This is a genomic window from Thermoanaerobaculia bacterium, assembly GCA_035260525.1.
Classification (GTDB): domain Bacteria; phylum Acidobacteriota; class Thermoanaerobaculia; order UBA5066; family DATFVB01; genus DATFVB01.
This window is the reverse complement of record DATFVB010000038.1, coordinates 1-25,288: the sequence shown is the minus strand read 5'-3', so window position 1 is coordinate 25,288 and position 25,288 is coordinate 1. Positions and strand designations below refer to the sequence as shown.

The following is a 25,288-nucleotide window of genomic DNA, read 5'->3' as shown; positions in this document are numbered from 1 at the left end:
GGCTCGAGCCGGACGACCTCGCGGCTCCGCCGTACCCCCGAGCCCGCTCCTGCGCCTCTTCACTCGACGACGACGGAGATCTTCATGTTTCCGTGACCGGAGCCGCAGAACCGGTCGCAGATGACGGTGAAAGTCCCGGTCGTCGAGGGAGTGAGCGCGATGTCTCGCGCCTGACCGGGCGCGAACTCGGCGTTGATCCCGAGAGGGCGCGAGAAGAGGCCGTGGCGCACGTCCTCGGTCGTCAGCCGGAGGACGACCGGCTCACCCTTCTTGAGGCGGATCTCCGCGGGAAGGAAAGCGAACCGTTTGGCCGTGATTCCGATCACCCGCGGCGTTTCGGGGGCGGGCTGGGCGGTGGCCCGGCGGCCCGGTCCGGCCTGGAGGAGCGCGAGCGAGGCGGCGACCGCGCCGAGGAAAATTCGGATCTTCATGCGAAAGCTCCTTTCTTGAGCAACTGTTGGATTCCATTCGTTCCGGCGAACTCCGCCGTCGAGAGCTCCACGTCGTCGATGCCGGGCGCTCCGGGTCCGCCCGTCGAGGTCAGTGTTCGGATTCCGAGGTTCGCGAAGGGGCGGTCTTTCTGGAACGGAAGGGGCTTCTTCTCGGCGCCCGACGCGGGATCGGGAAAGGCGAAAACGAGCGACCGCGCGCCGTGATGTCCGGCGCGTCCGATCATCCGATGTTCCTCGCGATGAATGTGCCCGTAGAGAACCGTGACGTTCTCGAAACGCGCGAGGAGGTTCATCACGTCGTTCCCGTCGTCGGTGAACCACTCCCATTCCGGCTTCAGGTCGAAGAGCGGCCGATGCGTGAACACGACGATCGGCGCTCTCGAGCCGAAGCGCGCGAGATCCTTCTCGAGCCATGCGCGCTGCGCGGCCCCGACCTCGGGCTTGCCGAGCGAAACGTTGTCGAGTGCGACGAAGTGCACGCCGCGGTGGTCGAAGGAGTACGACGTGGGTCCGAGCTGCTCGCGGAAGAGGGCGCCGCCGTCCAGCGCCGCGTCGTGCTCTCCGGGAACGCATCGGATGTTCTGCACCCGCAGGCCTCCCGCGATCTGCCGGAACCTCTTCAGACGGGCGGCGTGCTCGCCGGGGTTCTCGGTGTCGTGCGTGAGATCGCCCGTGAAGAGGATGAGCTCGGGCGGCTCGGGGAGCGCGTTGATCGTCTCGACCGCGCGTTCGAACGCGCGCGTGCCGAGCGGATCCGGCGGTCCCTCGAAGCCGACGTGAGTGTCGGAGAGCTGGACGAACGAGAAGGGCCGGAGCGCTTCTCCGTTCGACCTTTTCAGGGCGTCGGATACCGCGGCGCCGGCCTTGCCGGCGCCCAGGAGAGGCGCGACGCGGTAGAGCGCGCCCGCCCCGATCGAAATGCCCGCGATCTTCAGGAATGACCGCCGGTCGCTGTTGTTCATCCATTTCTCCCTTCGCCACGCCAGACCGGTCCCGGGCGCCGCTTATTCCGTCCGAAAGGAGAATTTCGACCAACGGAATAAAAGGGCGACGAGAACGGTCTGAGAAGGAGCGGAGGACGCGAATTGTCGACTGTTACAATCGCCTTCCCGGGCGGGAGAGCCGGAGAGAAGAGCGCGACGCCGGTGAACGACAGCAACCAGGCATCCCGATTCGACGAGGAGATCCTCCCGCACGTGCGTTCCGGCTACAACCTCGCCCGATGGCTCACCCGAAGCGACGCGGACGCGCAAGACGTCGTCCAGGAAGCCTCGCTTCGGGCCTGGCGGTTCTTTCGGGGCTTTCGCGGCGAGAACCCCCGGGCCTGGTTCCTCACGATCATCCGCCGCACCGCCATGACGTGGCTCGCCCGGGGACGCGCCGAGCGCGACGCGGACCTTTTCGACGAGGAGATCCACACGGGAGACGCTGGCGCGCCGGACCCGGAGCGTCTCGCCCTCGGCGCCATCGGCGCGGAGCGCGTCCGCCGCGCGCTCGAGGCGCTTCCCGCCGCGCTTCGGGAGGTCGTCGTCCTGCGCGAACAGGAGGGTCTCTCGTACAAGGAGATCGCCGCGGTGGCGGAGATCCCGATCGGAACGGTGATGTCGCGGCTGGCCCGCGCGCGCGATCGTCTGCTCCGCGACCTGTCCCGGGAGGAACGCTGATGGAATGCACCCGCGTCCGAGAGGAGATGGGAGCCTGGCGCGACGGCGAGCTCGACGCGGCGCTCTCCGCCGCGGTGGCATCCCACGTCGCGGGATGCGCGTCGTGCTCGGCGCTGGCGCGCGCGCAGGCGTGGCTCGGAGATGCGGTGCGCGACGTCTCCTTCGAAGCTCCGCCGCGGCTCGCCGCACGGATCGCCTCGCTCACCCGCCGGCGGCGGCCCCGGACGCCGGTTCTTCCGTGGGCGGCGTCGGCGGCGGCCGCCTTCCTGCTCGGGATGGGGCTCATGGCGTACCGGGGGCGGTCCATCCGCGCGGACGCCCTCGCGGCGGAGCTCGCCGGAAACCAGGTGCGGGCGCTCCAGCCGGGAAAGCTCGTGGACGTGCCTTCGACCGATCGCCACACCGTGAAGCCGTGGTTTGGGGGAAAGCTCGACTTCTCGCCCCCCGTGAAGGACCTCGCCGCGGAAGGATTTCCCCTGCTCGGCGGGCGCCTCGACGCGGTCGCCGGCCGTCCCGCGGCGGCGCTCGTGTACACGAGACGGCGCCACGTGATCAGCCTCTACATCTGCCCGGCCGCGGGAATGCCGGAGACCGTTTCCTCCGGACGCAACGGCTTCCACGTCCGGCACTGGCGCGACGGAGAAATGGCGTACTGGGCCGTTTCCGATCTCGACCCCGCCGAGCTCGAGCGTTTCGCGCAGCTGTTTCGGTCGCGCCCGAGTTGAAAACGGCTCCGGCGGGCGTACCATCTCGGCCACGACGATGTCGATGGTGAAGGTCAACGGCGTCGACCTCTGCTGCGAAGTCGCGGGCTCGGGGCCGACCCTCGTGCTGGTACACGGGTCGAGCGTCGACCAGACGACGTGGGAACGGGTCGTTTCGGAGCTTTCCGGGAGCTTCCGCGTGCTGACCTACGACCGCCGCGGCCACGGGCGAAGCGGATCCGGCGACACGACGGGAGGGATCGACCAGGACGTCGCCGACCTCGCCGCCGTCATCCGCGCGTTCGACGCCGCCCCCGCGAATGTCGTGGGGAGCTCCTTCGGCGCCTTGATCGCCCTGCGCCTCGCGGCGCGTCAACCCGAGCTCGTCCGGTCTCTGGTGGTCCACGAGCCTCCGCTCATCTTCTACCTGGTCGAGGACCTCGAGCAGCTGCCCGTGCTCGAGGAGCTCCTGCGGATCGGCGGCGAGATCCTCGAGCAGGTCGAGCGGGGGGACCTGCCGGGAGGGGCGAAGCGTTTCGTGGACGAGCTCGCGCTCGGCTCCGGCGGCTGGAAATCGCTCACGGACGAGCAGCGGGATGTGTTCATCGCGAACATCCGGTGCTGGCTCGACGAGCGGGCCGAGCCCGCCGCCTACGACCTCGACCGACGAGCGCTCTCGCGCTTCGCCGGTCCGGTGCTGATCTCGGAGGGAGGGCGCAGTCCGAAGCACCTGAAGAGGGTGACGGAAAAGATCCACTCCGAGGTGCTGCCGCAGGCGCGCTACGTGGTGATCGACCAGTGGGGCCATGCCCCCCAGATGACGCACCCGGTCGAGTATGCGGAGCTGATCCGGGAGTTCATCGCTTCGACGTAGCCCCGTCGCGGGAGCCAGGAGTTTGCCGCGCAAACTCCTAGGGCAGGTCCTTGTCCGACAGTCCGAAGAAGTGCCCGATCTCGTGCACGACCGTGTCCCGCACCTGCCGGACGACGTCCGTTCTCGATCGGCTGGCCCACAGGATCGGCTCCCGGAAGAGCACGATCGTGTCGGGGAGCGCGGCGAAATTCGCGTCCCGCAGCGTGAGCGGCGTACCCTGGTAGAGCCCGAGAAGCGTGCGTCGGCCGGTGATGCCGAGGCCGTCGAGCTGGGCGCGCGTGGGACGCTCCTCGATCGTCACGAGCGTGTTGTCGAGATACCGCTGGAACTCGCCGGGGATATCGTCGAGGGCTTCGGCCACGAGCGCCTCGAACTCCTGGGGAGAAACGTCGATCACTCCCGGCATTATCCCCGAGGGCCGCTCAGAGCGCCTTTCGGACCACCTTCCGCACGAGCTCGGTCGTCGCCCCGTAGACGACGTGCGAGGCCAGGCCGTAGGCGTGCGTCGACAGGGGATAGTCGTTCGGCTTTTTCGAGAGCTTCAGGACCGGAAGCGCCACCTCGTCGGCGCCGAGCCAGACAGCGGCGCCGAAAGGCATCCCCGCGGCGGCCGTCGCCTCGGGCCAGACGTCGGCGATCGCCCCGTAGAGCGCCCCGACGGCGGTTCCGAATGCATAATGGACGGCGGGACCCGCGAGCTTCTTCTCCTCCTCGCGGAGCGGCCGGTCGAACACCCCTTCCGATATCTTCTCGGCCGTCCTGACGGTCGCGTTCTCTCCGCCTCCGTCGGCCGCTTTCCGGGTCTGCGGGCTCTGCCCCTCCCGATCGGTTTTCTCCTGCTCGCGGAGCTGCAACAGCCGCTCGCGAAGCTCCTGGAACCGGTTCATCACGAACGAGGCCACGATTCCGGCGACGATTCCGGATACCAGTCCCTTTCCGAGATTCGGTTTCTTTCTGGCAATGGGGAACATCCTCACCTCCTCCGATGCAAAGGAGCAAGAGGCGGTCCAGCGCGGGTGTTCGGAATGTCGGCAATCGCCCGGCTAGCGAACCCGTTCCCAGCGTCCTTCGTTCTCGTGCGAGCGGCGCGCCGCGTCGAGGACGCGCTGGTGCGCGAGACCATCCTCGAACGTAGCGGCGAGAGATAGAGCGGACCGGTCCCCGGCGTCGAGAGCGCGGCGGAGAGCGGCGGCAAAGTATTCGGTCGCCGATCCGAAGAAGGCGCCGGGCGAGTCGCCGGGAACGGGCGGCCCCTCGCCGACCGTCCGGCGCTCCCATGGCCCGGCGCGCCGGGCCTCCCACAGCTCGCTGCCCACCAATCGGAAGGCCCCCTTCGCGCCGGTGATCGTGAGCGTCGTCGGGTCGTCGGCCGCGGCGACGCTCGAAAACGTCATCGCGGCGACCGCGCCTCCGGTGATCCGCGCATGCACCGCCGCGAAGTCGTCGGAAGTCACCTCGGAAAGGCCGTTCCCGGCCGGCCGCCTCTGCACGAATGTCTTCAGCTCCGCCTGGACTTCGTCGATCTCGCCGATGAAGTACCGGACCGCGTCGACGTAATGCGATCCGACCGCGCCCCACACGCCTCCCCCCTGCGCCGCGTCGCTCCACCAGTTCCACGGCCGGGTCGGGTCGCCGCGCGACGGGCTCGAGTAACGGACCTCGACGTGGCGGATGTCACCGAGATCCCGGATCCGCTCGCGGGCCGCGCGCCACGACGGCAGGAACCGGAGCTCGTGGTCGATGAGCGCCAGACGGTCCGGATGCGCCGCGGCCGTTTCCGCCATGCGCGCGGCGCCGTCGGCGTCGAGCGCCGTCGGCTTTTCCGCGAGGACGTGCCGCCCCGCCGCGAGCGCGGCGCAGGCCATCTCGACGTGCTCGGCCGGCGGGACGACGAGGCTCACGAGGTCGATCGGCGAGGCGATCAGCGCGCGCCAGTCGGCGAAGGGGGGAACGCCGAGCTCGGATGCGACGCGGCGGGTTTTCCCGGGGTGCTCGCCCGCGAGGCCGGCCACCTCGAGCCCGGCGGCACGGAACGCGGGAACCTGGACGCGGGCGCCCCAGCCCGTCCCGACGATGCCGACTCGCGCCATGCCGCTATTCTGTACCGGGCGCGGCTTCCTTCGCGATCGTCAGCGTCACCTGTCCGCGCGGATCCACCGTCTTGACGACGGTGATCTGGTCCCCGACCGCGAAGTCCGTGTCTCCCGAGATCTTGACGTTTTTCAGGTCGAACGTCCGCGATCCGTCGGGGGTCGTCAGCACGAGCGACTTCTCCGGCTCATACGATTGAACGGTTCCCGTCGTCTTCTCGGGCGTGCCGGGAGGCTCGTCGGGAGTCTTCGGCCGCGGGATGTCGGTCGGGGGCTTGAACGGTGGGGCATCGGGCGGCTTGACCTGGGCCGCGGCGAAGCTCGCGGCCGTCGCGGCGAGCAGCGCGAGAAAAACGAATCTTTGCCGCATGGAATGAAGGGGTGCATTAAACGTGCCGGGACCGTCGCATTCACGACTCTCGCGCGGCTCGGATCGCGAATGCTCCCGCCGCGTGGGCCTTACGCTCGGTTACTTCGCGGAAGGCTCTCCGCGCGTCGGCCTTTCGCGGCTCGGGCTAGAGCCCTCGACCGCTTCGGCGCCCCACGAGAGCAATTCGAGAGCAATTCGACGCGACGCTCGCGGAGCTCGGATCGCGAAACCTCTCGCCGCGCAGACCTCCTCCCTCGGTTACTTCGGGAGACTATCTGCGCGTCGGCCTTTCGCGGCTCGGGCTGAAGCCCTCGACCGCTTCGGCGCCCCACCAGAGCAATTCGAGAGCAATGCGACGCGACGCTCCGGAGCTCGGATCGCGAAACCTCTCGCCGCGCAGACCTCCTCCCTCGGTGGCTCGCGCCCGGGCGTGCGCGGCGATCCACCTTCGCCAAGGCTTCGGCGGATCTACTTCGACCGAGGTTCGCGAGTCGCACCATCGTTGATTACAGCCTTGTCCGCCGTAGCTCGGAGAGCGGAGGAGGATCGGCGCGCTCGGCGCTCCCGCGCCGGCCGCTTCGCGGCGGCGACTGGCGTCGCGCGCTGGATACTCTTCGGGAGACTATCTGCGCGTCGGCCTTTCGCGGCTCGGGCTGAAGCCCTCGACCGCTTCGGCGCCCCACCAGAGCAATTCGAGAGCAATGCGACGCGCACTCGCGGGGCTCGGATCGCGAAACCTCTCGCGTCTGCCGGTTAGCAAAGCGCTGAGGCGCGGCGAGACGCGAGCGAGACGGGATGCGGGTCTGCCGGCCGCGTCCCGAGGCGTACCGAAAGCGTACGTTGAGGGCGCGGCCGGCGGGCACGCGCCCGTATCGCTCGATGTATCCGCCTTCGCCGAGGCTTCGGCGCGACACGTCGCTGCGCCCGCTAGCGTTTACACAGGTAGGCGTCGCCCGTTATGGACCTCTTCGTCTTCTCCCGCACCAGAAACGTGTCTCCGCCCGCTTCGACGACCTTCAGGCGCGCGAGCCCCATCGCGTCGTCGTACAGGAAATTGTGGCCGCCGATCTCGTACACGCCGGAACGGACTTCGCCGGTCGTGACTTCGCCGAGAAGCGCGCAGCGGTCGACGACCGCCCCGGCCTTCGTCTCGATGCGGAGCTTGTCCGCGGCCTTCCGCACGCCGGTCGGCGTCGAAGGCATCGGAGCGCGCGAGACGATCGGGGGTCCGGCATGTCGGCCTTCCACCGGTGCTGCCTCGGCCGGGGAAGGCGTCGGAGCCGCCGGTGGAACGTTTGCGGGAGGAGCCACCGGGGCCGCCGCTTCCGGTTGCGACGGCGCGGCCGGGGTTTCGGGAGCGGGTTTCGCTTCCGTCGGCGGGGCCGCCGCCGGGGGCACCGGCGGAGCCGCCGGAGGCGCGGAAACCGCAGGCGGCGGAGGTTCGACGGGCGGGGGCGGCGCGATCGCAGGCGGCGGCGTTGCAGGGGGCGCGGCTGCCGCCGGTGGCGGCTCCGGAGGCGCGACCGCGGCCGGCGCAGGGGGCTCGGCTTCCGGAACGGCGGCGGGCGGCGCCGTCGGAGCGGCTGTCGCCGGCGGCACGACTTGCGGAGCGGGGCTCGGCGCCGGCGTCGGCGGCGGCGGAGGAGGAGCGACTTCGGGAGGCGGCGACTGGACCGCGGAAGGAGGGGGCGGAACGGAAGTCGTCCGCGACGGCGGCGGCCCGATCGGCGGTTCCGCGTGCGTCGGCGGCTCGGGAGTGTGGGCCGGCGGCGGGAGAGGGGGTACCGGCGGACCGGGAGGCTCCTCCCGCGGCGGCGCCACGGGGACCGTTTCGAGCGGCGGCCGCTTCTTCGGAGCCGGCGGCGCCGCGGGCACGGGCGGCGGGGGAGCGACGACCGGAACGGCGGGCGCCGCTCCCTGGAAGAGGTTCTCCGCGTCGGAAAGCTCCGTCGCGATCTGGCGCACGTCGGCGAGGAAATGCTCCCGGGATTTCTCGGTCAGGAAGCGATTTCGAGTCTCCTCGTAACCGCGCGCCGCGGCGGCGTACAGCGAGACGATCCGCTGCTCCGCCGGGGAGGTTTCCGTCCCGTCGAATCGAGCCGCTTCGTGCGCGAGCTTCTGGCGAAGCTCGGTGACTTTTTCGACGGTCGCGTTCGGGTCGGCGAGCGCCTGTTGAAAAGCCTTTCCGGCCTCGTGGAGGGATTCGAGCTTGGCCCGGTTGACCGGCGCCGGGGCCACCGCCTGTCCGAGCGCGAGCGCCGCGGCGGCGGCGAAGAGGAGAGCGCCAGAGAAGATCTTCAAGCGGGCCTCCTGACTGAGGAGGCAATTATCTCACCGTCGCAGGAGCTGCGGCGCGGACCATGACTTCAACTTCGCGTCCACCCTCGCCAGGACTTCGGTGGATCGACGCCTCGAAGCTGCGGTGTTGCCCGGGCGGACTCAGCCGAGCCGCGAAATCGTCACCCGGCGACGTCCCTGAGGATCGTGAGACTCGACGAGCCGGACCTTGTTGCCGATCGCGATGGCGGGGTCGGCATCGACGCTCGTGTCCTTGCCGGTAAGGTCGACGCGGTGGTGATCGCTCTCTCCGGTCAGGACTTCGATCGAGCGGCCGGCCGTGTAGGACACGACCGTTCCCACGTAGGTGTTCACGTCGGTCTTTCCGGACCCGGCGGCGCCGGATGCCGTCGTTTCGGTTTCCTTGACGAGGGTCGATCCGACTTGCGTCGATTCCGTTTTCGTCACGCGCTTTCCGCCGGGAACGGTTTCGGTCGCCTCGGATTTCACCTCGAGTTTCGGCGTCGTCTCCTTGCGGCAGCCCGCCGCGAGAACGATCCCCAGGAGGAAAAGAGCCGTGCCGGAACCGGTTACTCGTCGATGTGGTCGCATGTCCCCTCCACCGGACGGGAGTAGCACGAGACATGCCACGGAAAGACGGAAATGCCGCGCCGCCGGCGTCAGCGGAAGAGGTGCATCGCCGCGATCATCCAGCCGACCGCGGCGCCGGCGGCGAGCGACAGGACGATCACGAAGGCCGTGAAACGAGGCCGGCCAGAGCCGGCCGCGCTCTGCCGTCCGTCCAGCGCTCCGCGGAGATCCTCGATCGCGGCCTCGACCGAATCGAGCCGGCGCGGCGCGCCCGTCGGAGAGGGCTCGAAGAGCGACTGCTTCATCGTCTTCTTCCCGGCGACGACGGACTCGATCCCCGAAACGAAATGCCGCTGAGCGATCGCCTTGCCGCGGTCGCGCCCCTTCTCGGCGGCGGCGGCCTGCGCCGCCTTCAGCACCGCGTTCTTGATGTCGCCGCCCGAGACTTCCCAACCCGCGGCGAGCCCCCGGAAGTCGACGTCCGAAGCGAGCGGCGTCTTCTCGGGATGGATCTGCGCGCGCCAGATCTTCTCCCGCTCGGCCGCCTCCGGGAGCTCGAAGAGGATGTGCGTCCGGACCCGGCGCTCGAACGCGGGGTCGAAGTTCGCCGCGAGGTTCGTCGCGAAGATGACGACGCCGGGGTAGTGCTCGAGCTCCGAGAGGAGCACGTTGACGGTCAGGTTCGCTTCCCGCTCGTATCCCTGCGAAAGCTGGGCGAACCGGCGCCCGGCGATCGAGTCCGCCTCGTCGAAGAAGAGCACCGCGTCGTGCTCGCGCGCCTGGCGGAAGGCGGCGGCGACGTTCTTTCCGCTCTCGCCGACGAACGCGCTCTCCATCTCGCTGTACCGCACGCGCAGAAGACGCTTCCCGATCGCGTGCGCGACCGCCTCGGCGCAGATCGTCTTCCCCGTGCCCGGCGGGCCGGCGAAGTGGAAGGCGAGCGCCACACCCGTCGAATGCCTTTCGCCGAGCCCCCACTCCTCGAAGATCAGGTGGTGCTTGTCGATCTGGACGAGCGCCTCCTCGAGGGCGCGCCGCGTGCTCTCCGGGAGGATGACGTCGGCAAACGTCCGCCGCGGGAGCACGAGGTCCACGACCTCGCGGCGAGGGGTGAAGGAGAGAAACGGCCGGATCATTTCCCGAGATTAGAGCAATTCGAGGGCCAGGGCGACGCCCGTCGCCGGTCGGCGAGTCGCGAGTCGTGAGTCAGTCCGGAGTCGGGACCCCGGTCGCGAGAGTCCGTTGATCAGGGATCGCGAGAGGGCGGGTGATGCCGCCGCGGAGAACTCGCCCGGTGGGGGCGGCTCGTCCGCCGCCTCACACCGGAAAAGCGATTCAGAGCGCCCGGATCTTCACCGATCCCCCGCTCGTCTCGAGCCGGAGGGACGGGCCGCCGCCGTTCAACGTTCCGTGGAGCGACTCGCGCGAGAAACTGCCGGACGTCGTGAGCGGAAGGTCGCTGTGAACGCGTTCGCCGTGCGCGTCGATGTCGAGGCGCACGGAGGGATCGAGCGAAACCGTGATCCCGCCTCCCGAGCTCTCGATCCGGCCGCCGCGGCCGTTCCCCTTCGCGAACGCGACCTCGACGCCGCCCCCGGACGTCTGCGCGTCGACTCGCCCCGCCGCGTCGAGAACGTGGATCGGTCCGCCGGAGCTGTGCGCCTTCACGTCGCCCGAGACGGTCTCGATTCGGACGGAGCCGCCGCTCGTGTCCGCGTCGAGCGGACCGCGGATCCGCGCGGCTTCGATCGAGCCTCCCGACGTCCGAACCCGCACGTTCCCGATCACGTCGCGGACTTGGACCGAGCCGCCCGACGTGTCGCCGTCGACGTCGGCCGAGAGATCTTCGATCGTGAGGCTGCCGCCCGACGTCCGCAGCTTCGCGGGGCGTTTCAGGGCGGAGGCGCGGATCGAACCGCCGGCGGTGTGGATGTCCACGGCCGTTTCGGACGGGACCTCGATCGTCACGTCGACCCGGCCGTGGAAGCCTTCGAACCAGTGGTGGTGGCGGAATTTCGCGGTCACGATCGCTTCTCCGGGCTTTTCGTCGAATCGGAAATCGAGGTCTTCCAGCAGGTCGCGCCGGCTCGATTCGAAGAGAACGTGGGCTCCCGAGCCGGACCGGCCCCGGACCACGACCGCTCCGACGTCCGAGTCGAGCCGGAACCGGCCGCCCGGCTCGAGCTTGAGCGTCCGCTCGACCCGGGAATCGGCAGAAACCGCTGACGCGGCGGCGAGAAGCAGGATGGGAAGGAGAAAGCGAGGCTTCATCGTGACCCCCTCTTCTCACTGTGACGCAGGGCGGCGGAAAAAGTTTCCGAAGCTTCCCCGGAGCATTTCTTCCCGGCGAGACCCGGTCCCCGGATCGGTCCTTCACCGGTGAGGAGACGGGGCGAGAAGCACCTCCCCGGACTCGTGTATGCGGCCTCCGGTTGGCGCGCGAAATAGCCTTCTGTGTCGGCATTCTGGTAGGGTGCTTTGCGCCATTCGAAATGCGAGGCCGTACTTTGGGAAAGCGCCTGCGGAAGTCCGACATGTCGCCGCTGCGGACCGTGCCCGGCGGGCTCGACGCGGAACGCGGGTCGTCGGGCGCCGCTCGTCCCGGGCCTCACGAATGAATCGACGGCCGCGACGGTTCGGCGGCACAAGCAGGGCAGAGCACCTGGCGCCGTTGGATCCCACCACCGAGGCGAGCGTCGCGGATTACGTGAGGTCACTCGTGCGCACCGGTGCCGCGCTCGACACCCGGATCCACCCCGGGGACGAGATGTACGGGTATGAGCTCGGCCAGCCACGCCGATCCCCCGCGACGGCGGCGGTCTTCTATTTTCATACGGGGCACACCATCAGTCAGATGGTCGAGCGAATCGTTCGATGGCGCTTCGGCGGGTTCGAGGGCGTGGGGCGCTTTTTCGACTTTGCCAGCGGCTTCGGTCGCTTCTCACGCTTTCTCGTTGGGCAACTCCCTCCCGATCGGATCTCCGTCGCCGAGATCGAGCCGGCGGCGGTACGTTTCCAGGAGGCCGTCTTCGGAGTGTCCGGAACGATTTCGACGCGCGAACCGGAGTCCTTTCGGCAGGAGGGGACGTTCGACGTCGTCTTTGCCTGCTCCTTTTTCAGCCATCTTCCCTCGGGCCGCTTCGAGTCGTGGCTCGCGCGCCTGAGACGCCTTCTGGCTCCGGGCGGGATCCTGATCTTCAGCACTCATGGGATGGACCTGCTACCTCCGGGAGAGGCCGATCGCGCCGCCGGGATACTGTTCCGGACGACCAGTGAGACCGAGCGGCTCGACGGGACGGAATATGGAACCTCCTACGTGACGCCCGAATACGTTCGGAGTGTCGCCAGCCGCGTGACGGGCCGGAACGACGATCTCCTCGCATTCCCTTTCGGACTCTGCGGCTTTCAGGACGTCTATGTTCTGCTCAACCCGCCGCTTCCCGCTGACCGGGATCTCCGCCTTCCCCGCGTAGCCTGGGGAGGCATGGACGAATCGGCGATCGAAGACGGCGCCGTATCCGTCGGCGGGTGGGCCACGGGCGAAGGCGACGAACGGCCCCCCGATATTTCGCTCCATCTGGGCGATCGCCTCGCCGAAGTCTCGCCGGGCGATGGTCCCCCCGGGGCACGACGCCGCTGGGCCTTTTCGTTCCCCGTTTCCTCCGTCGATCCGGATGACATCGTTCGCATCGAGGCGACCAGCGCGAGAGGACTATCGCGAATCTTCGTCGCCGAGACGACACGGCCGTACTTGCCGGCCGGTCGTCTGGGGCGGGTTTACGCCGGGATCGGCCGTCGGCTTCGAGTTTTCTCTCGTCCCTGACGCGCCGGCCCCCCGGCGTCCGTTCGACGCCGGTGGCGAGTGAGCGTCCTGGAGCCGGCGGTGCCGCGCGCTGCGGTCTCCGAGCCGGCGAACACGGCGGTCAGGACGGCAGCGAGCTGCGCGCGTTGTTGGCCGCGCCGCCGAGAGGCTTCTGCAGAGCCAGGCGCAGCTCGCCGGCGAGGCGGTCGAGCTTCTCGTGGAGCTCGGCGATCTCGACTTCCGCCTTCACGTTGATCTGGTAGTCGGCCTCGCTGCGGATCCGGTCCTTCGCGTCCTGCCGGTTCTGGCTCATCATGATGACGGGCGCCTGGAGGGCGGCGAGCATCGAGAGCACGAGGTTCAGGAGGATGAAGGGGTAGGGATCCCAGCTCTTTCGGGCGGCCATGTTCGCGGTGATCCAGACGAGCATCATCGACAGGAACAGGATGATGAAGCGCCAGCTGCCGCCGAAGGCCGCAACGGCGTCGGCGATGCGATTGCCGACGGTCTCGCGCTCCTGGATGATCTCGTTCGGGTTCTGGACTCGGTGCTTGAGCAGGGAGTCAGCCCGCCGGATGCGCTTCGTCAGGGCCGCGAGGACGTCGAGCGCGGCGTCGGGTTTGCGCCGCAGGAAATCGAGGAACTCGTCGCGTTCGAGGACGAGCGCGTCCACGTCGGTGAGCGCGACCGCCCCGGCCGAGCGGTTCCCGCCGTCGAAGAGCGAAAGCTCTCCGAAGAGCTCGCCCGGCTCGACGACGTCCACGACGAGCTTCTCGCCCGATTCGTCGACGACCGAGAGCTCGATGCGTCCCTGGCGGAGGACGTAGCAGATGCCCCCGATGTCGTGCTCGTGAAAGAGGCGCTCGCCCGCCGCGAAGTGGGCCTCCTCGGTGAGCGCGGCGACGGCCGCCCGCTCGTCGTCGTCCATCGTCTGAAAGAGAGGGATCTCCCGGAGGAGCTCGGCGTCGGTCGGCATGCGCGGATTTTACGCGCAGACGAGAAAAAGGGGCGGATTTCCCGCCCCCGAAGAACGAAAAAGCGCGCCGGCCGCCGGTCAGTAGCGGCCGCGTCCCCCGCGGCCGCCGCCGCCCTCTTCGCGAGGACGGGCCTCGTTGACCGTGAGCGCCCGGCCGCCCATGTCTTTTCCGTTGAGCGCCGACATCGCCGCCTTCGCTTCCTGGTCGTTGGAGAACTCGACGAAGCCGAAGCCCTTCGACCGTCCGGTGTCGCGGTCCGTGATGACCTTGACCGAGTCCGGCTGGCCGTAAGCGGCGAACAGCTCCCGCAGCTCGTCCTCGGTGGTGTTGTAGGAGAGATTGCCCACGTAGAGTTTCATCGGGAATCCTCATCGGCCGGATGGTCCGGCCCCGGCTCCTCAAGTCCCGATGCGCCCGCCGGAAAGGCGCTTCGGGTTCTCATCGTGTATCGGTCTCGGATTTCGACAGCGAAACTGTCAGAACGACGAGCGATACGAGGCCTCCAGTCTATCGCTATTCGAGCCGTGCATCCATCGTGATCGCCGCGTTCAGGAGCCGGGAGACCGGGCACCCCGTCTTCGCGTTGGCGGCCGCCGTCTCGAATTTCCCGCGATCCCCGTTCGGGATCTTCGCCGTGACGTCCAGATGGACGGCGGTGATGGTCCAGCCCGCGTCGAGCTTCTCCATCGTGACCGTCGCCGCGGTTCGTATGCTCTCGGCGGTCATTCCGGCCGCTCCGAGCTGCCCCGAGAGCGCCATGCTGAAGCAGCCGGCGTGCGCGGCCGCGATCAGCTCTTCCGGATTGGTGCCGACGCCGTTTTCGAAGCGCGTGCCGAAGGAATACGCCGCCTCCTTCAGCGCGCCGCTGTCGGTCGAGATCGTTCCGTTGCCGTCCTTCAATCCGCCGTTCCAGACCGCCGAAGCTTTTCGTTTCATGCCGTTCTCCTCAGGCGTCCCACTCTATCCGCCGCGGGGACGTTTGCAAAGCTCGACGCGGAGGTCAGGCCGGGCGATCCGCGCGCGGATTCGACGGACTCGTGCGGCCGGGGCGACCTCCCCGGAGTGAGCCGCGCGGACCGGCCGTCGCCCCCGCTCCGCGCGGGGCGTCTCTCGACGCCGGGCGCGCCTTCGAGGAAAGCCCTTTCCGGTCTTCCATCGCGATCACGCCGCTTTGCAGGAGGGATGACCGCACGGACAGTGCTGCCCGTGACGACCCGACGACTCCACGTCCGCGCACGTCTCGCTGCAGAACTTCTTTCCGCCGCGCTGAACGCTGGTTTCGCGGCACTGGCACCCTTTGTGTTCACACATGGTTTCCTCCGCGGGAAGAGTCGAGCAAGATCGCTGCCGGACGCCGGGGGGAAGGAGAGCGACCGCGCGCGGCCCGAAAAGCCCTCTTCCGCCATTCCGTTTCTACCCGGAAACCATTGGAAGGAAAGATGTTTCGAGAGTCCCGGTGGCACGAAAAGTGCTTTTTTGACGACCGGAGCCAATTCCGGTTCCGCCGGTTACGAGGAGGTTGGCAAATGAAGAATGTTTTGAATACGACGCTGTTCGGCGCCGCGCTGCTGGTGGCGACGGCCGGCTTCGCGCAGAGCTCTACGAGTCCGCAGAAAGGCGACGAGGACCGGACCCCGACGTCCTCGACGACGTCGCAGACGACCACCAGCACGGACACGAACTCGACGGGCAGCACCTACGGATCGACTTCGGGGAGCACGACCGGGACTACCGGGACTAGCGGGACTACCGGGACGTACGGCTCGACCGCAGCGTCGACGGCGGCGCCGCGCGGCTACACCGGCACGGTCAAGACGCTCGACGCCGGACGCACGCTCGTCATCACCATGGCCAACGGCAAGACGCAGACCTTCGACATCAGCGGCTCTCCGGCGATGGACACCTCGGTGGCGGTCGGGAGCCGCGTCCGCGTGAAGCAGTCGGTGGACGCCAACGGACACACCGTCGTGACGGTCGAGCCCTATCGCTGACCCGGCGCGGTCCGCGGGATCGGAAAGGACGCCCGACCGGGCGTCCTTTTTTCGTTCGGCTTCGCGCGCGGGCGCCGGGAACGGGCCCTCGGCCGGTGAGCTTCGCGGGATGCGCGCCGGGATGCGATCACGACGAGGCGCCTCGGAGCCGATCCCAGGTAGTTGAACGGCGTGCAGGTGACGAGGGTCAACCGGGAAGAGCGCGTCGGCGCCTCGAGCTCGACGTGGTCGGGCGTGACGACGAGGATCCGGTCGACCACGAATTCGACCGCGCCGGCGCCCGTGATCAGGGTCAGAACGTCGCCCGGAACCGCCGACTCGAGAGGGGAGAAGAACGAGGTGCGGTGGGCGGCGATCACACAATTGCGGCGCCGGTCCGGAACGCCGGGAAGCGCGGTGCCTTCGACGAGCCCCGCCCCGCGGTCGAGGTCCGCTCCGCGAGTGCCCTCGTAGACGGGAGCCAGAAGGCCGAGGCGCGGGAATTCGAGCCATGCGAGAGCCTCGGCGAAGTCGGGCTGGCCCGGCGGATCGGGAGGACAGTGGAAGTCGTCCGGGTGAACGGCCGCGTCATCGCCCGGGAGCTGCGCCGCCGCGCGCACGGCGCACGAAACGGCGAGCAACGCAGCGGCGCCGCGGAGGAAATTCAGGCGGCGGGAACGCACGATGCCGCCCCGTGGTGCAACGATCGTTCCCGGGTCAGCGCGAAAGCCGCGCGGCGAGTTTCAACGCCTCCTTGTACCCCTTCGTCTTGCGGAGCTTTTTCACCTGCTCCTTCTGGACCTTGGACAGCCGCCGGACGAGCGTCATGTAGCGCGCCTGGAGGACGCGGAGCTGACGCGTGGCCTTCGGGAGATTCTTCTTGACCATCTTCCGGGTTGCCTTGCGCCCGCGCTTGATTCCTCGCCGCGTCTTCTTCACCGCGACTCTCGCGAGCGGCTCGAGCGCCTCCATCAGGTCGTCCAGTCCGGATTTCAGGTCTTCGATGATCGTGAATACGTTCGTCTTGGCCAAAGTGACCTCCTGCACGCTCGATTGTATCGGATAGTCCGCTCCCCGCCTGATTTCGATGCACTGTTTGTCAGGAATTCCGTACTGTGGACGGTTTTGTGTGAGTATGAGCTCGCAGCGCTCGAGAAGCGTCGATGGACGTCATCCGTCATATGGGGGCGCGGCGAGACGCGACCCAGACGGGGATGCGGGCCGTTCGCGACGTCCCGGTGAGGCGACAGCGAAGCGGTCGTCCCCGCGAGAGCGGGGACCCAGGACGGATACCCGCGTGCGCGGATATGACAGAAAAATCGTACGTCGCAAAGCGGCGCGGGCGGCACGCGCCCGTATGCCATCGCACTGGCGTGCTCGGCGATCGGCGCGTCTGCCGCTGACGCGGCGTCCGCTGGATACCCGCTCGATGTATCGCCGCGCCCCTAGTGCAATGGTGCGGAGACGGGCCTGCCGCGCCCCCTCTTGAACAGCAACAGCAGGGGGATGCACAGCAGGAAGAAGACGCCGACGACGCGGAACGCGTCCATGTACGTCAGGAGGAACGTCTGGCGGACCACGAGGCCCTCGATCGCCGCCGTCGCCTGCCGCTTCGCCTCCGCGAGCGAGGAGCCGTGTGCCATCAGCGCGCCCGTGATCGCCGAGAGCCGCTGCCGCAGCGCGAAGTCGTAGATCGAGACGTGCGTGAGCAGGTTCTGCCGGTGCGACGCCGAGCGGTGCTGGATGAACGTCGCGATGAGAGCGATCCCGAAGGAGCCTCCGAGCTGCCGCATCATGTTGGTCAGCCCCGCTCCCTGGGGGATGTCGCGGCCGCGGAGGTTCGAGAGCGCGAGGGTCGTGAGCGGGACGAACAGGAGCCCGAGGCCGACACCCCGGAAGATCAGCGGCCAGAAGAAGTCGCCGCGCCCCGATTCGAGCGTCGACTTCGACAGCATGTGCGTGAACACGAAGAACGAGATGAACCCGAGCGCGTTCATGATCTGCGGAGGGAACCCGCGCTGGAGCGCCTTGCCCACGACCGGCATCATCACCGCGGTCGCGAGGCCGCCCGGCAGGAGGATGAGGCCCGTCTGCATCGCGGTGAAGCCGAGGAGGTTCTGGATGAAGACGGGAAAGATGAAGACGGAGGAATAGAGGCCGAACCCGAGGATGAACGTGAAGAGCGTTCCCACGGCGAGCGAGCGGTCCTTGAGCACGCGAAGGTTGACCACGGGGTGCTCCGCCGTCAGCTCGCGCCAGACGAAGCCGACGACTCCGATCACGGCGACGAAGGCGAGGACGGTGATGTACGTGGCCGAGAACCAGTCTTCCCGTTCACCGCGCTCGAGCACCACCTGGAGGGAGCCGATGCCGAGGACGAGGAGCGCGATGCCCCACCAGTCGACGCGCCCGAGGCGGTGCTTCTCCTTCGGGTCGTGGATGAACGTCAGCGTGAGGAACATCGCGAGGATCCCGATCGGGATGTTCACGTAGAAGATCCAGGGCCAGTTGTAGTTGTCGGTGATCCACCCGCCGAGCGTGGGCCCGATCGTCGGCCCGACGACGACGCCCAGCCCGAACAGCCCGTTGGCGAGGCCGAGCTCCTCCGGCGGGAAGGTCTCGACGATGATCGACTGGGACGTGGAGAGGAGCGCGCCTCCACCGACGCCCTGGATGAACCGGAAGACCACCAGCTCCCAGATGCCGGTCGCGTGGCCGCAGAAGAACGAGGCGATCGTGAAGAGGACGATCGAGCCGGCGAAGTAGTTGCGCCGGCCGAAGAGCGACGAGAGCCAGCCCGTCATCGGAATCACGATCACGTTGGCGACGACGTAGGCGGTGACCACCCACGCCACCTCGTCGAGGGTCGCGCCGAGGTTTCCCATCATCTGCGGAAGGGCGACGTTGACGATCGAGGTGTCGATCAGCTCGATGATCGAGGCGAGGATCACCGTGATCGTGATGATCCACTTGCGGGCGCCGTGCTCCGACACGGGGGATTATCCGAGGTCGACGATCGTCGTCACGCTCATCCCCGCGCGCAGCGGGAAGCGCGGATCGGGCGGATCCGTCGGGACGATCTTCACGGGAATCCGCTGCACGACCTTCGTGAAGTTGCCGGTCGCGTTGTCGGGCGGCAGGAGCGAGAACTTCGCGCCGGTCGCCGCGGCGAACGAATCGACGCGCCCGTGGAAGACGTGGTTCGGGTACGCGTCGACCTCGAAGGTCACCGGCTGCCCGACCCGCATGCGGCGGAGCTGGGTCTCCTTGTAGTTGGCGACGACCCAGACCCGCGCGTCCTGCACGATCGCCATGAGGGGCTGCCCCGCCTGCACGAGCTCGCCCACTTCGACGTTCTTTTTCGAGACGATCCCCGAGGAGGGGGCCGCCACGGTCGCGTACGAGAGCTGGAGGCGCGCGAGATCGAGATCGGCCTGCTTCTGCGCGACCTGGGCCCTTGCCGCGGCGACCGACTGCAGGGCGGCGCTCCGTTGCGCGGTGGCGGCGTCGGCGGCCGCCCGCGCGGCGTCGTATTGCTGCTGCGAGATCTCCTGCTTCTGCCGGAGCGCCGAGTATCGCGTCAGGTCTCCCGTCGCGCGCCCGCGGGCCGTCTCGGCGGCGGAGACGTTCGCCCGGGCGACGGCGACCTGGGCGCGGGCGGTCTCGAGGGCTCCCTGCGCCGTTTCGATCTTCGCCTGGAGATCCCGCGTGTCGATGCGGAGGAGCACGTCCCCTCTCGCGACGCGCTGGTTGTCGTCGACGTCGATTTCGGTGACGTAGCCCGACACGCGCGGGAGGACCGGGTCGATGTGCCCCTCGATCTGCGCGTCGTCGGTCTCCGCGTGGTGCCGGTAGAAGGCGATCGTCCGGACTCCGTAGACGATCCCCGCCCCCACGACGAGCGCGGCGATCAGCCACGGGATGAACTTCCGGCGCCGGCGCCGCGGGGCGGGCTCGGCTCGGGTCTCGGGCGGATGCGGCTTCTTCAGGGGCTCTTCCATCACGGCTTCTCCTCGGCGGCGAATCCGGGTTCGTCCCGGGCGGCGATCTCCCGGATCTCGCCGGTCGCATGCTTCAGGTCGATCCACGCCTGCTCCTGGTCGGCGAGCGAGGCCACGCGGGCGTCCCGCGCCGCGATCACGCTCGTCTGCGCGTTGTCGAGCTCGATCTCGGACGAGACGCCGTTGACGAACCGGTCGGTCGCGAACGTGAGCTCGTCGGCGGCGAGGCGGGCGTTCTCCTCGGCGAGCGCGGCGCGGCTCACCGCGCTGCGGTACGCGAGGAGATCGCGGCGGACTTCTTCCTGGATGCGGCGGTCGACGTCGTCGCGCCGGACTTCGAGCGAACGCTCCTTGAGCTTCGCTTCCTCGATCTTCACCGCGGTTTCGCCGCCGGAATAGACGGGGAACGTCAGCGAGCCGCCGACGACGCGCGTCCAGGAGAGGTCCCCGAGGTAGTTCCCGTTGTATCCGCCCTGGAACTGGGCGGCCAGCCGCGGCCACCTCTCGCCCCGCGCGGCGGCGAGCGAGAGGCGGGCGGCCTTGAGATTCTCGTCGAAGCCGCGGAGCTCCGGGCGGAGCCTGCGGGCGGTCGCGATCGCCGCTTCCGGCGTCGGGAGCTCGCGGGCGGGCGGCGCGAACGAGTCGGAGAGGACGAGCGCGTCCCCGAGGTCGGCGCCGACCGCGCGCAGGAGCGCCAGACGCGCGGTATCGCGCCGGGTCTGCGCCACGAGCAGCGCCTGGCGCTGCCGCGACAGCTGCACGTCGGCGCGCGTGGTGTCGAGCCGCGTGCCGACGCCGACCTCCTGCTCGTGCGCGGCCTGCGCGCGAAGCTTCTCGAAGAGCTTCACGTTGGCCTCCGTCTCGTCGACGAGCGACTCCGCGCGGCGGATCGTCAGATACAGCGAGGCGACCGCTGCCGCGACGTCCGCGTCGGACTGTTCCCGTTCCGCCTCGCTCACCCGGATCTGCTGCCGCGCCGCGGCGACGCGGCGCCGCGCGGCGACGTCGATCACGTTCATCGACGCCGCGACGTGCGCGTCGAAAACGTTGAAGGGAGGCACGATCGGCGGCACGCCGGGAAAGGTGAGGCCGAACGTCTCGAGGTTCAGGCTCTCGTTGACGTCGGAAACCACCGCGTCCACGCGCGGACGCAGCGCGATCGCGGCGCGCGCGGCCTCGAGCCGCGACTCGTCGACGCTCAACGCCGCGATCTTTCCGGCCGTTCCCTCGGCGAGGGCGCGGTCGATCGCGTCGGAGAGCGTGAGCGTGAGCGTTTCCGCCCGCGCGGCCGCCGCGGCGAGAAGGACCGCGGCCAGGATCCACGCGCGCCTCACCGGGCGCTCCGGCGTCCTTCCGTCCGCAGCCACTCGGCGACGTACACGGGAGTGTGGAGGAGCTTCGCGTGCGATCCTTCTCCCTCGAGGAAGAACCGGACGGCCCGGCGGTCGACGATGCCCACTCCCTCGAGATCGAGGATCACCTGGCGGCCGGCGCGGCGCGACTCGGCAACGATCCGCTCGAGCTCGGAGACCTGGTCGTCGGAGATCCGTCCCGAAAGGAAGAAGGTGACGCGTCCGGCCGTCTCGGCGGTCTTTTCGATCTTCAGCACGGCCCCTGGGCGATCAAGAGTCGTGCCAGCCGAAAATCAGCCTAAGGTCAGCGATTGGACGGACTTGGGGAGAGCAGGCTTCCCGTCGTCCCGGTGGATTTACGAAATTTCGCAGCTACCGCGGGAGCTCCGAGCGGAAGCGATGCTTGTCGATGTTGAGCTTCCGGATCTTCGACTCGAGGGTCGTGGAGGGGATGCGGAGCCGGACCGCCGCCCCGGAAGGCCCGGAGACGCGGCCGCGCGTCTGCGCGAGCACGGATTCGATGATCTTCTTCTCCTCGCTCTGGAGGCTCGTCGGAAGCGAAGCGCCGGCCGGCGCGGCCGCCCCCGTCCGGCCGAGGGCGTTCTCCTCGACGCGCAGCGTGTCTCCCTCCGTCAGGATCGCGGCGCGCTCGATCACGTTCTGGAGCTCGCGGACGTTGCCCGGCCACGGATACGCGAGGAAGAGGTCCATCGTCTTCTTCTCCACGCGGCGAATCCGCTTCCCCAGCCGCGCGGCGTGGCGCCCGACGAAGTACTCGACGAGGATGGGAATGTCGCTCTTTCGCTCGCGCAAAGGCGGGATGTCGATCGGGAAGACGTTCAACCGGTAGTAGAGGTCTTCGCGAAAGCTCCCGTCGGCGACCGCGGAGCCGAGATCGCGGTTGGTCGCCGCGATCACGCGCGCGTCCGTGTGGAGCGTCCGGCTCCCGCCGACGCGCTCGAACTCTCCTTCCTGCAGGACGCGCAGGAGCGCGACCTGCATCTCGGGAGGCAGCTCGCTCACCTCGTCGAGGAAGAGCGTTCCGCCGGCGGCGAGCTCGAATCGGCCGATGCGCCTCTGGAGAGCGCCCGTGAACGCGCCCTTCTCGTGCCCGAAGAGCTCGGAGGCGATCAGCCCCTCGGGCAGCGCGGCGAGGTTGACCTTGATGAGCGCCCTCGCCGAGCGCGGCGACAGCCGGTGAATCGCGCGCGCGACGAGCTCCTTGCCCGTCCCCGTCTCGCCGCACAGGAGCACCGTCGAGTCGGTCCGCGCGACCTTCTCGACGCGGGAGAGGACCTTGCGCAGCGCGGCGGAGGAGCCGACGATCTCCTCGAACATCGACTCCTGGTCGATCTCCTCCTTGAGCACCAGGTTCTCCTCCTGCAGGAGGTCCTTCAGCCGCGCGATCTCGGCGAACGCGAGCGAGTTCGAGAGAGCGGTCGCCAGCGGCCGGGACACCTCTTCCAGGAGCTCGACCTCCTCCGGCGTGAAGCGTTTCGGCGCGATGCGGGCGAAGGCGATCGACCCGAGCTGGCGGTCGCGGACGAAGAGGGGGGTGCGGACGTAGGAGTGCACCCCGTAGGAGAGGAGCCGCTCGTCTTCGGCGAATATCCGGTCCTCCGCGAGGTCCTGCGAGACGTAGGCCTTGCCGGTGCGCCCGACGAATTCGGTCCCGGTGCCGCGCAGCGGGAAGCCGCTCTGGACGACGGCGACGCTCTCGCGGGGAAGGTCGAGCGCGCGCGCCATCGTCTCCTCGACCGCCTCGCCCGGACGCCGTTCGACCCCCTCGATGTGGATCGCGTGCGTGCGCGCGACGTCGCCGTCGATCGTGATCGCGGCGATCGCGTCGACCGGCACGAACGGCTTCAGGGCGCGGGCCGCCGCCTCGAGGACGCCGGCCAGGTCGCGCTGGGCGTTGGCCGCCTCCGACACCTGGAGCAGGAGGCGGTATTTCTCCTCGCCGGACGAGGGGCAGGAGGGGGAGGACATTTGCCCGAATCTTAGCGCGAGCCGGGCGCGGGAGCCGGCTCGTGGGACGGAAACGCGGGACGGCGGCGCGGCTCGCACCCAACGGCCGCGATGTGAATCAGTTCTGAAGACGACGAGGCGCGGCCAGACGCGAGCGAGACGCGCGCCCACAGAACGCCGGACCCGGAGGCGTACCGGAAGCGTACGTCACAGGGGCCGGCGGGCGAGGACGCGCGTATGCGCTCGATGTATGGTCCGCGCCTACCTTTTCCGGGCTTGTTCTTCCTGCTGCGTGATGGTCTCCAGCAGCGTCTTCATGTCGTCGGCGTGCTGCTCCTCGGTCGCGAGAATCTGTTCCATGAGGCGCCGGCTCGTCGGATCGTCGTTGCCGAGGAACCGGATCATGTCGCCGTACGACTCGATCGCGATCCGCTCGGCGACGAGGTCTTCGCGGATCATGTCGACGAGGGAGACGCCTTCCTTGTATTCCGAGTGGCTGCGGGTGGCGAGGCCGTCGGGGTCGTAGTTGGGCTTCCCGTCGAGCTGGGTGATCCGCTCGGCGATCATGTCGGCGTGCTGCTGCTCCTCGTTGGCGTGCTCGAGGAACTCCTGCTTGACGGACTGCGAGTTGATCCCTCCCGCCATGAAGTAGTGGTACTTGTAGCGGAGCACGCAGACGATCTCGGTCGCGAGCGCCTCGTTCAGGAGCCGGATGACCGTCTCCCGGTCGGCCCGATATCCCTCGGTGACCGCGCCTCTTTCCATGTGCTGCCGGGCGCGGCGCCGGATCTCCTCGATGTCGCTGACGAACGCGCCGGGAGCGGTCTCTTTCTGCATTTCCTTCGTTGTCATGATTTGCGCACCCCTTTCCCCCTGATCCTGCACGCAATCTTCGCGCCAAGCGACTTCGTGACGCAATTCCGGGGGCTGCCGCGTTGTTACAATCGAAGCCATGTCGTCCGCTGCCGTCGCCGCGCCCCTCGACGTCGAGGCGGAAATCCTCCGTCTCAAGAAGGAGAAACGCGCCGTCCTCCTCGCCCACTACTACCAGGAGTCCGAGATCCAGGACCTGGCGGACTTCGTCGGGGATTCGCTCGATCTCTCGAAGACGGCCCAGAAGACCGACGCGCGCATGATCGTTTTCGCCGGGGTCCGCTTCATGGCGGAAACGGCCAAGATCCTCAATCCCACGAGAAAGGTGGTCGTCCCCGATCTCTCGGCCGGCTGCTCCCTCGAGGATTCCTGTCCTCCCGAGGCCTTCCGCGCCTTCCGCGACGCCCATCCCGGCGCCGTGTCGATCACCTACATCAATTGCTCGGCCCGGGTGAAAGCGCTGTCGGACATCATCTGCACGTCGTCGAACGCCGAGAAGATCGTCCGCTCGATCCCGGCGGACCGGGAGATCCTCTTCGCGCCCGACCGGCACCTCGGCGCCTGGCTCGAGAAGAAGACCGGACGAAAGATGATCCTGTGGCCGGGTACCTGCATCGTCCACGAGCAGTTTTCCGAAAGGGAGCTCGTCCGCCTGAAGGTCGCCCATCCGAACGCGAAGATCGCGGCGCACCCGGAATGCCCGGAGGCGATCCTGAAGCACGCCGACCACGTCGGCTCGACGAAGTCGATGCTTCGCTACGTCACCGAGACGGACGCCCCGGAGTTCCTCGTCGCGACCGAGCCGGGGATCCTCCACCAGATGGAGAAAGGCGCTCCGGGAAAGAAGTTCATTCCGCTCCCCGCCGACACCTGTGCCTGCAACCTCTGCCCCTTCATGAAGAAGAACACGGTCGAGAAGGTTTACTTCGCCCTGCGCGACGAGAAGCCGGAGATCACGATCCCCGAGGACGTGCGGGTGGCGGCGGCGCGATCGCTCCAGCGCATGCTCGAGCTTTCGTAAGCGCGGACGATAACCCGCAGCCCGCTTGTGTCCGCGAGATCGCCATCGCGACCACGCGTGCAGGCCTCGGGTTGCCGCGCGATCGTCAGTTTCCGAGGAAACGCGGAGCGACGAGGCGCGGCCAGACGTGTTGGAAGATGCGCCCGGCGAGCCTGCCGGCGGTGAAGGCGTACTGAAACGTACGTCGAGCCGCCGGCAGGCTCGCCGGACGCATATAACGGCGCGTATGGTCCGCGCCTCCCTCCCCTTACCGGACTTCGATGGGTATGGTCCCCTGCCTCGCCGCCTCGTCGTTCTGCGCG

27 protein-coding genes are annotated in these 25,288 nt (G+C 68.6%); 6 read left to right on the top strand and 21 right to left on the bottom strand.

Going from position 1 to position 25,288, the window contains the following annotated elements; all coding sequences use genetic code 11:
* Positions 1-59 precede the first annotated feature (59 nt).
* Together VKH46_01625 and VKH46_01620 are read right to left on the bottom strand one after the other, a co-directional pair.
* Positions 60-431, bottom strand: coding sequence for a cupredoxin domain-containing protein (locus VKH46_01625; GenBank protein ID HKB69512.1), 372 nt, complete (start codon positions 429-431; stop codon positions 60-62).
* Entirely contained in the window at positions 428-1,414 is a 987-nt protein-coding gene (locus tag VKH46_01620) for a metallophosphoesterase (protein ID HKB69511.1), read from the bottom strand. The genes VKH46_01625 and VKH46_01620 overlap by 4 nt, the downstream gene beginning before the upstream one ends.
* A 183-nt stretch (positions 1,415-1,597) precedes the next feature.
* Here VKH46_01620 and VKH46_01615 point away from each other — a divergent pair, with 183 nt between their 5' ends.
* From VKH46_01615 to VKH46_01605, 3 genes are read left to right on the top strand one after another with little or no spacing between them, the layout of a single operon-like run.
* On the top strand, positions 1,598-2,116 hold the full coding sequence (locus tag VKH46_01615; protein HKB69510.1) for a sigma-70 family RNA polymerase sigma factor: 519 nt from the start codon (positions 1,598-1,600) through the stop codon (positions 2,114-2,116).
* On the top strand, positions 2,116-2,841 hold the full coding sequence (locus tag VKH46_01610; GenBank protein ID HKB69509.1) for a zf-HC2 domain-containing protein: 726 nt from the start codon (positions 2,116-2,118) through the stop codon (positions 2,839-2,841). The genes VKH46_01615 and VKH46_01610 overlap by 1 nt, the downstream gene beginning before the upstream one ends.
* 46 nt (positions 2,842-2,887) lie before the next feature.
* Positions 2,888-3,694 carry an alpha/beta hydrolase gene (locus VKH46_01605; protein HKB69508.1) on the top strand — a complete coding sequence of 269 codons (807 nt, stop codon included), beginning with the start codon at positions 2,888-2,890 and terminating at the stop codon, positions 3,692-3,694.
* 37 nt (positions 3,695-3,731) lie between these two features.
* Here the strand turns inward: VKH46_01605 and VKH46_01600 are convergent, their stop codons facing one another.
* The 8 genes from VKH46_01600 to VKH46_01565 form a co-directional block, all read right to left on the bottom strand.
* Positions 3,732-4,100, bottom strand: coding sequence for a metallopeptidase family protein (locus VKH46_01600; protein HKB69507.1), 369 nt, complete (start codon positions 4,098-4,100; stop codon positions 3,732-3,734).
* A 16-nt stretch (positions 4,101-4,116) separates the two neighbouring features.
* The gene (locus VKH46_01595) at positions 4,117-4,665 is read right to left on the bottom strand and encodes a DUF1440 domain-containing protein (protein ID HKB69506.1); all 549 of its coding nucleotides are present in this window, start codon (positions 4,663-4,665) and stop codon (positions 4,117-4,119) included.
* Positions 4,666-4,737: 72 nt separating this feature from the next.
* Positions 4,738-5,784 carry a Gfo/Idh/MocA family oxidoreductase gene (locus VKH46_01590; GenBank protein ID HKB69505.1) on the bottom strand — a complete coding sequence of 349 codons (1,047 nt, stop codon included), beginning with the start codon at positions 5,782-5,784 and terminating at the stop codon, positions 4,738-4,740.
* A gap of 4 nt (positions 5,785-5,788) precedes the next feature.
* Entirely contained in the window at positions 5,789-6,154 is a 366-nt protein-coding gene (locus VKH46_01585) for a hypothetical protein (protein HKB69504.1), read from the bottom strand.
* A gap of 927 nt (positions 6,155-7,081) precedes the next feature.
* A complete protein-coding gene (locus tag VKH46_01580) occupies positions 7,082-8,455 on the bottom strand; it encodes a hypothetical protein (protein HKB69503.1) in 1,374 nt (457 codons plus the stop codon).
* A 138-nt stretch (positions 8,456-8,593) separates the two neighbouring features.
* Entirely contained in the window at positions 8,594-9,043 is a 450-nt protein-coding gene (locus tag VKH46_01575; protein HKB69502.1) for a hypothetical protein, read from the bottom strand.
* 68 nt (positions 9,044-9,111) lie between these two features.
* Positions 9,112-10,158, bottom strand: coding sequence for an AAA family ATPase (locus VKH46_01570; protein ID HKB69501.1), 1,047 nt, complete (start codon positions 10,156-10,158; stop codon positions 9,112-9,114).
* Positions 10,159-10,357: 199 nt separating this feature from the next.
* On the bottom strand, positions 10,358-11,293 hold the full coding sequence (locus tag VKH46_01565) for a DUF4097 family beta strand repeat-containing protein (protein ID HKB69500.1): 936 nt from the start codon (positions 11,291-11,293) through the stop codon (positions 10,358-10,360).
* Between the two features lie 343 nt (positions 11,294-11,636).
* Between VKH46_01565 and VKH46_01560 the strand changes: the two genes are divergently transcribed.
* Positions 11,637-12,845, top strand: coding sequence for a methyltransferase (locus VKH46_01560; GenBank protein HKB69499.1), 1,209 nt, complete (start codon positions 11,637-11,639; stop codon positions 12,843-12,845).
* 100 nt (positions 12,846-12,945) lie between these two features.
* Here the strand turns inward: VKH46_01560 and VKH46_01555 are convergent, their stop codons facing one another.
* The 3 genes from VKH46_01555 to VKH46_01545 form a co-directional block, all read right to left on the bottom strand.
* Positions 12,946-13,800, bottom strand: a complete 855-nt coding sequence (locus tag VKH46_01555; GenBank protein ID HKB69498.1) for a DUF1003 domain-containing protein — start codon at positions 13,798-13,800, stop codon at positions 12,946-12,948.
* A 78-nt stretch (positions 13,801-13,878) separates the two neighbouring features.
* Positions 13,879-14,160, bottom strand: coding sequence for an RNA-binding protein (locus VKH46_01550; GenBank protein HKB69497.1), 282 nt, complete (start codon positions 14,158-14,160; stop codon positions 13,879-13,881).
* A gap of 154 nt (positions 14,161-14,314) precedes the next feature.
* Positions 14,315-14,737 carry an OsmC family protein gene (locus VKH46_01545; protein HKB69496.1) on the bottom strand — a complete coding sequence of 141 codons (423 nt, stop codon included), beginning with the start codon at positions 14,735-14,737 and terminating at the stop codon, positions 14,315-14,317.
* A 590-nt stretch (positions 14,738-15,327) separates the two neighbouring features.
* Here VKH46_01545 and VKH46_01540 point away from each other — a divergent pair.
* A complete protein-coding gene (locus VKH46_01540; protein HKB69495.1) occupies positions 15,328-15,792 on the top strand; it encodes a hypothetical protein in 465 nt (154 codons plus the stop codon).
* On the opposite strand, the gene VKH46_01535 is transcribed toward VKH46_01540, so the two are convergent.
* The 8 genes from VKH46_01535 to VKH46_01500 all read right to left on the bottom strand — a co-directional run bounded on the left by VKH46_01535 (position 15,783) and on the right by VKH46_01500 (position 23,944).
* On the bottom strand, positions 15,783-16,454 hold the full coding sequence (locus VKH46_01535) for a class D sortase (protein ID HKB69494.1): 672 nt from the start codon (positions 16,452-16,454) through the stop codon (positions 15,783-15,785). The two genes, VKH46_01540 and VKH46_01535, sit on opposite strands and share 10 nt — an antisense overlap.
* A 34-nt stretch (positions 16,455-16,488) precedes the next feature.
* Positions 16,489-16,803, bottom strand: coding sequence for a hypothetical protein (locus VKH46_01530; protein HKB69493.1), 315 nt, complete (start codon positions 16,801-16,803; stop codon positions 16,489-16,491).
* A 413-nt stretch (positions 16,804-17,216) separates the two neighbouring features.
* Positions 17,217-18,764, bottom strand: a complete 1,548-nt coding sequence (locus VKH46_01525) for a DHA2 family efflux MFS transporter permease subunit (protein HKB69492.1) — start codon at positions 18,762-18,764, stop codon at positions 17,217-17,219.
* Positions 18,765-18,770: 6 nt separating this feature from the next.
* Entirely contained in the window at positions 18,771-19,772 is a 1,002-nt protein-coding gene (locus VKH46_01520; protein HKB69491.1) for an HlyD family secretion protein, read from the bottom strand.
* A complete protein-coding gene (locus VKH46_01515) occupies positions 19,772-21,106 on the bottom strand; it encodes a TolC family protein (protein ID HKB69490.1) in 1,335 nt (444 codons plus the stop codon). Before VKH46_01515 ends, VKH46_01520 begins: the two co-directional genes overlap by 1 nt.
* Positions 21,103-21,381 (bottom strand): hypothetical protein, encoded by a 279-nt coding sequence (locus VKH46_01510; protein HKB69489.1) that lies wholly within the window; start codon positions 21,379-21,381, stop codon positions 21,103-21,105. The genes VKH46_01515 and VKH46_01510 overlap by 4 nt, the downstream gene beginning before the upstream one ends.
* A 115-nt stretch (positions 21,382-21,496) precedes the next feature.
* Positions 21,497-23,113, bottom strand: a complete 1,617-nt coding sequence (locus VKH46_01505) for a sigma 54-interacting transcriptional regulator (protein ID HKB69488.1) — start codon at positions 23,111-23,113, stop codon at positions 21,497-21,499.
* A gap of 240 nt (positions 23,114-23,353) precedes the next feature.
* Positions 23,354-23,944, bottom strand: coding sequence for a DUF892 family protein (locus VKH46_01500; GenBank protein HKB69487.1), 591 nt, complete (start codon positions 23,942-23,944; stop codon positions 23,354-23,356).
* A gap of 100 nt (positions 23,945-24,044) precedes the next feature.
* On the opposite strand from VKH46_01500, the gene nadA reads away from it, so the two are divergent.
* Entirely contained in the window at positions 24,045-24,986 is a 942-nt protein-coding gene (gene nadA / locus VKH46_01495) for a quinolinate synthase NadA (protein HKB69486.1), read from the top strand.
* The last annotated feature ends 302 nt before the right edge of the window (positions 24,987-25,288 follow it).